Annotated in this window: 4 protein-coding genes and 2 pseudogenes; 2 read left to right on the top strand and 4 right to left on the bottom strand. The window is 70.3% G+C overall.

Annotation, left to right across the window (positions count from 1 at the left end):
* Positions 1-251: zinc-dependent peptidase (locus FUT87_RS16980; protein ID WP_147241777.1), on the bottom strand; the 251-nt coding region annotated here is incomplete at its 3' end.
* Between the two features lie 446 nt (positions 252-697).
* Here FUT87_RS16980 and FUT87_RS16975 point away from each other — a divergent pair.
* The gene (locus FUT87_RS16975; protein WP_091720386.1) at positions 698-991 is read left to right on the top strand and encodes a hypothetical protein; all 294 of its coding nucleotides are present in this window, start codon (positions 698-700) and stop codon (positions 989-991) included.
* Positions 992-1,058: 67 nt separating this feature from the next.
* A complete protein-coding gene (locus FUT87_RS16970; protein ID WP_147241776.1) occupies positions 1,059-1,883 on the top strand; it encodes a lectin in 825 nt (274 codons plus the stop codon).
* Here FUT87_RS16970 and FUT87_RS16965 read toward each other — a convergent pair whose 3' ends face one another.
* From FUT87_RS16965 to FUT87_RS28940, 3 genes and pseudogenes are all read right to left on the bottom strand, one after another.
* Entirely contained in the window at positions 1,884-3,032 is a 1,149-nt protein-coding gene (locus FUT87_RS16965; RefSeq protein ID WP_147241775.1) for a 3-deoxy-7-phosphoheptulonate synthase, read from the bottom strand.
* A 316-nt stretch (positions 3,033-3,348) separates the two neighbouring features.
* Positions 3,349-4,810: pseudogene (gene tldD / locus FUT87_RS16960) on the bottom strand (metalloprotease TldD).
* A 100-nt stretch (positions 4,811-4,910) separates the two neighbouring features.
* Positions 4,911-5,391: pseudogene (locus FUT87_RS28940) on the bottom strand (hypothetical protein); the annotation flags it as partial.

Below are 5,391 nucleotides of genomic sequence, written 5' to 3'. Positions count from 1 at the left end.
GTGATGACCTGGCCGGCGCAGCCGATGAAGGATTTTTCCGCCAGGAAGACCTGCATCTGGCGCTTGAGCTTGAGCTGCAGGTCCGCCGGTAGCCGCGCCGCCTGCGGTACGTTGCGGCGCAGGATGGCGCGCCATGCGGCGGGGAAGGCCTTCGCCCGCAGCGCGGCCCGGCGCCGGGCCTGCCGCCAGGGCTGGCTCAGCAGCCAGAAGCACAGCAGCGCGGCGGTCAGCGCGAGGAAGATCAGGGCCATGGCTTCGGCGCCTGGGGCGCGTCGCATCGAAGCTTCGAACATGCGCTCAGGGAGCGATGTTTTCAAGAGCGGGCCAGGTCTTGCGGCCTCTTGTGGATGAGGCGCCGGGTGCTTCGCCCGATGCTCGAACACATCTGCGGCGTCGGCGCGACGCTGGCGCCGCTGGCGGGCGATTGACGTCCGACGGGCAGCGGCGCGTGTCCGTTTCCAGGGGCTCGCCCCGGACAATTTCGGCCTGGGCGGCGCCGGCTTGAGCGCTCGATGAAGCGCGGCGCGCGGCGCTCGCCCACAGACACACACGCATCAAGAGGGAGGGCGGCGGACGGTCGGGAAGATCGGGCGCCGTCGGGCGATTTGAAGTTTTCGGAAGTACAGGCGACGCCGCTCAGGACGTCGCGTTCGATGTCAGTCCGCTGCAGCAGTACCGCGCCAGGATCCAGCAGGAGATGCTGGACGGGCCGCCACCGTCGGTGGTGCTGAAGCTGTCCCCGTTCATCGGGACGGAGGGGCCGCTCCAGGAGATGTACGCGCGCAACCGCGCGGACGTCACCTATGGCCGGCATCCGCTCGGCCAGGAGGCGCCGCCGGCCAGCCGCGTCGAGACGCCGGCCTATTCGCGGGGCACCTACACCGCCGCGAGCTTTCCCGACCTGCAGGTCCAGGTGACGCTGGGGCCCCTGCTCGTCAGCGAGGTGGAGCGCGCCGGCGGCACGCCGCGCGTGCTGGACGTCACCGCCTGAGGCGCCTTAGCATCGCCCGCAGTCGCGTGCGCATGGCGCGCGACGCAGGGAGAGGCAGGAGGCGACCATGGATTCCAACAACCGGCCTCGCCGCTGGGTGCGGCGCGTCATCGCGCTGCCCGTCGCGGCGGGGCTGCTGATCGGCAGCCTGCCCGCGCGGGCGGAGGAGCAGACCATCGAGCTGAGCTCGCGCGGCGGCTACCAGAGCCATCGGCTGCCGGACGGCACGACCGAGGTGGAACTCGTGCAGCAGACCGCCGGTGGCTGCCGCTTCGGTCGCACCTGGGGTTATGACCTGACGAGCCAGGAGCTGTGGGTCGATGGCGGCTGCAGCGGCCGCTTCAAGATCACGACCTCCGCGGCGGCCGGTGGCGATGGCGCCAGCAGCTCCGACAACTCGAGCAACATCGGCGCGGCGGTCGCGGCGGCGGCGGTGATCGCGGGCATCGCGCTGATCGCCAGCAAGGACAAGGACAAGGATCGCGACCGTGACGACGGCTGGCAGGACGACGGCGGCTGGAACGCGCGCCAGATCCGCGGCAAGGGCGGCCTGTGCCTGGACATCGAAGGCGGCGCGCGGCCCGGGCGCAAGCTCATCGTCTACGACTGCAACGGCGGCGGGAACCAGCGCTTCGAATGGAACCGCAATGGCGAACTGCGCGTCGCGGGGCTGTGCCTCGATGTCGCCGACCGCAACACCGCCGATGGCGCGCGGGTGATGGCCTTCACCTGCAACGGTGGCGCCAACCAGCGCTGGCGCGCTCGTGGCGGCGAGATCCGCAGCGTCGACTCCGGCAAGTGCCTGGACATCGAAGGCGGCCGCGCCCGTCCGGGCACGGCCGTCATCATGTATCGCTGCAACGGCGGCGACAACCAGCGCTGGTCGTGGTGATCAGCGCGCGACCGTCTCGGTGCGGGCCGCCCGCACGGCCTGGCTGAGCACGTCCAGCACCGCGATCGAATCGTCCCAGGCCAGGCAGGCGTCGGTGATGCTCTTGCCGTACTCGAGCTGCGACGGATCGTCCTTGCCGGGGCTGAACTTCTGCGCGCCACCCTTGAGGTGGCTCTCGACCATCACGCCGAAGATGCTGTTGCTGCCGGCGCGGATCTGCGCGGCGATGTCCTTGGCGACGTCCAGCTGGCGCTCGTGCTTCTTGCTGCTGTTGGCATGCGAGCAGTCGACCATCAGCCGGGCGTCGAGCTTGGAGGCTTCCAGGTCCGCGCAGGCGACGGCGACGCTCTCGGCGTCGTAGTTCGGCGCCTTGCCGCCGCGCAGGATCACGTGGCAGTCGCGGTTGCCCTTGGTCTCGACGATCGCGACCTGGCCGTTCTTATGCACCGACAGGAAGTGGTGCGGCCGCGCCGCGGCCTGGATCGCGTCGGTGGCGATCTTGATGTTGCCGTCGGTGCCGTTCTTGAAGCCGATGGGCGCCGACAGACCCGAGGCCAGCTCGCGGTGGACCTGGCTCTCGGTGGTGCGCGCGCCGATCGCGCCCCAGCTGATCAGGTCGCCGATGTACTGCGGCGAGATCACGTCCAGGAACTCCGAACCCGCCGGCATGCCCAGGCGGTTGATCTCCAGCAGCAGCTGGCGCGCGATGCGCAGGCCTTCGTCGATGCGGTAGCTCTCGTCAAGGTAGGGATCGTTGATCAGGCCCTTCCAGCCGACGGTGGTGCGGGGCTTCTCGAAGTAGACGCGCATCACGATCTCGAGCGTGTCGGCATGCTGCTCCCGCATCGTCATCAGGCGCTTGGCGTATTCGAGCGCCGCGCCCGGGTCGTGGATCGAGCACGGGCCGATGATCACCAGCAGGCGGTCGTCCTTGCGCTGCATGATGTCGCGGATGCGCTGGCGCGTGCCGACGACGAGCTGCTCCATGGCCGTGCCACGGATCGGGAAGAAGCGGATGAGGTGTTCAGGAGGCGGCAAGGGCGTGATGTCCAGGATGCGTTCGTCGTCGGTCTGGGAGGTCTTGTCCTGCGGCGAATACCAGCGCTCCGCCTGTTGGGCGCTGGGATACGGGGTCGACTTGGCATTCATGGGAATCACGCTTTCTATGAGGGCTGGGGGTGGCGCTCGGGGCCCGGCCGAAAAAAAAAACCGCCGGGCTTGTGGGCCCGGCGGTTTCTTGAGGATTCTTGGCGCGCTTGCTTATGCGTTCGCCTCTCCTCCGCCGGGGCGGTGCGAGAACCAAAAATAAGCAAAGTAAAACTTCGGTGCGGAACGCATAAGGACCAATAGTGCCTGCGCGGGTCGCGGCGCGTCAAGCGCGCGAGGGGACGGCCGCGGGTGTGGCGCGACGGCATCGGGCAAGCGAGCCTTCGCGGAACCGTGGGGATGCGCGGCCGGTATGGGGTCAGGCCGTGCCGCCGACGGTCAGGCCGTCGATGCGCAGCGTGGGCTGGCCGACGCCCACCGGCACGCTCTGGCCTTCCTTGCCGCAGACGCCGACGCCGGTGTCCAGCTGCATGTCGTTGCCGATCATGCTCACGCGGGTGAGCGCGTCCGGGCCGTTGCCGATGATGGTCGCGCCCTTGACCGGGTACTGGATCTTGCCCTTCTCGACCCAGAAGGCCTCGCTGGCGGAGAACACGAACTTGCCCGAGGTGATGTCGACCTGCCCGCCGCCGAAGTTGGTCGCGTACAGGCCCTTGTCGATGCTGGCGATGATCTCGGCCGGATCCTTGTCGCCGCCCAGCATGTAGGTGTTGGTCATGCGCGGCATCGGCACGTGGGCGTAGCTCTCGCGGCGGCCATTGCCGGTGGGGGCGACCTTCATCAGCCGCGCGTTCATCGCGTCCTGGATGTAGCCCTTGAGGATGCCGTCCTCGATCAGCACGTTGCGCTGCGAGGCGCAGCCCTCGTCGTCGACGTTGAGCGAGCCGCGGCGGTCGGGGATGGTGCCGTCGTCCAGCACCGTCACGCCCTTGGCCGCGACGCGCTGGCCGATGCGGCCGGAGAAGGTCGACGAGCCCTTGCGGTTGAAGTCGCCCTCCAGGCCGTGACCGACCGCCTCGTGCAGCAGCACGCCGGGCCAGCCCGGGCCCAGGACCACGGTCATCTCGCCGGCCGGGGCCGGGCGCGACTCGAGGTTGGTCAGCGCCGCGCTGACCGCCTGCTCGACGTAGGACGCGATCATCTCGTCGGTGAAATAGGCCAGGCCGAAGCGGCCGCCGCCGCCGCCCGATCCCACTTCCCGGCGGCCGTCGCTCTCGGCGATCACGGTCACGGACAGGCGCACCAGCGGCCGCACGTCGGCGGCCAGGGTGCCGTCGGCGCGCGCGATCAGCACCACCTCGTGCTCGGCGGCCAGGCCGGCCATCACCTGCTTGACGCGAGGATCCTTGGCGCGGGCCAGGCGCTCGGTGCGCTCCAGCAGGGCGACCTTCTGCGCGCTGTCCAGGCTGGCGATGGGATCCGCGTCGCCATACAGGGCGCGGCTGCCGGACACCACCGGCTCGGCCGGCACCTTGACGCGTTTGCTCTGCCCGGCCGACGCGATCGCGCGCACGGTGCGCGCGGCGTCGAGCAGCGCGGCCTCGGAAATGTCGTCCGAATATGCGAAGGCCGTCTTCTCGCCGGCGACGGCGCGCACGCCCACGCCCTGGTCGATCGAGAAACTGCCGCTCTTGACGATGCCTTCCTCCAGGCTCAGCCCTCGCGCGGGTGGTCTGGAAGTAGAGGTCGGCGTCGTCGACGCGGTGCTCGGTGATCAGCCGCAGCGCCTGCGACAGCGACGCGTCGGTCAGGCCGAAGGGTTCGAGCAGCTGGGCACGGGCGGTGACCAGGCGGGCGAGGGTGGGTTCGCGCGAAATCATCGGGCGATTGTAGGCATCGCCCATGACGGCCGGGGGCCGGGCGCGGCGGCCGACCCTGCCGCGAGGATGGGGACCGGGCGGCCCGGGGCGGAGGGCCGGCTCAGTCGGAGCGGGCGCCCGTGTCGGAGTCGGTATCGCCGTCGCCGTCGCCGTCGCCGTTGGCATCGTCCCCGGCGTCCTGCTTCCAGGCCAGCGCCAGTTGGTACAGCGCCTTGCGCGATTCGCCGGTCAGCTCCGCGGCGAGGGAGGCCGCCTGCTTCAGCGGCAGGTCGCGCATGAGCACGCGCAGCGTGCGCTGGGCGTCCTCGGGCAGGCGGGCCTCGCCCGCCGGCGCGGGCGCGGCATGCAGCACCAGCACGAACTCGCCGCGCTCGCGCTGCTTGTCGGCCGCCATCCAGGCGGGCAGGGTGGCGCAGGGCGCGGTGTGGATGGTCTCGAACTGCTTCGTGACCTCGCGGCAGACCGTCAGCGTCTGTTCGGGCGCCAGCTCGGCCAGCAGCGCGATCAGTTCCTGGATCCGATGGGGCGCCTCGAACAGCACCTGGCTGTGGGGCGCGCCGGTCAGCGCCTGCAGCGCCGCG

The sequence above is a fragment of the Mitsuaria sp. TWR114 genome, assembly GCF_007997345.1.
The sequence above is the reverse complement of the archived record's forward strand: the minus strand, read 5'-3'. Positions and strand labels throughout refer to the sequence as shown.

What these genes read in the sequence shown, in the direction of transcription:
- FUT87_RS16975 (WP_091720386.1), top strand. Translation starts at nt 698, where the DNA reads ATGCTGGACGGGCCGCCACCGTCGGTGGTGCTGAAGCTGTCCCCGTTC.
- FUT87_RS16970 (WP_147241776.1), top strand. Translation starts at nt 1,059, where the DNA reads ATGGATTCCAACAACCGGCCTCGCCGCTGGGTGCGGCGCGTCATCGCG.
- FUT87_RS16965 (WP_147241775.1), bottom strand. Translation starts at nt 3,032, where the DNA reads ATGAATGCCAAGTCGACCCCGTATCCCAGCGCCCAACAGGCGGAGCGC.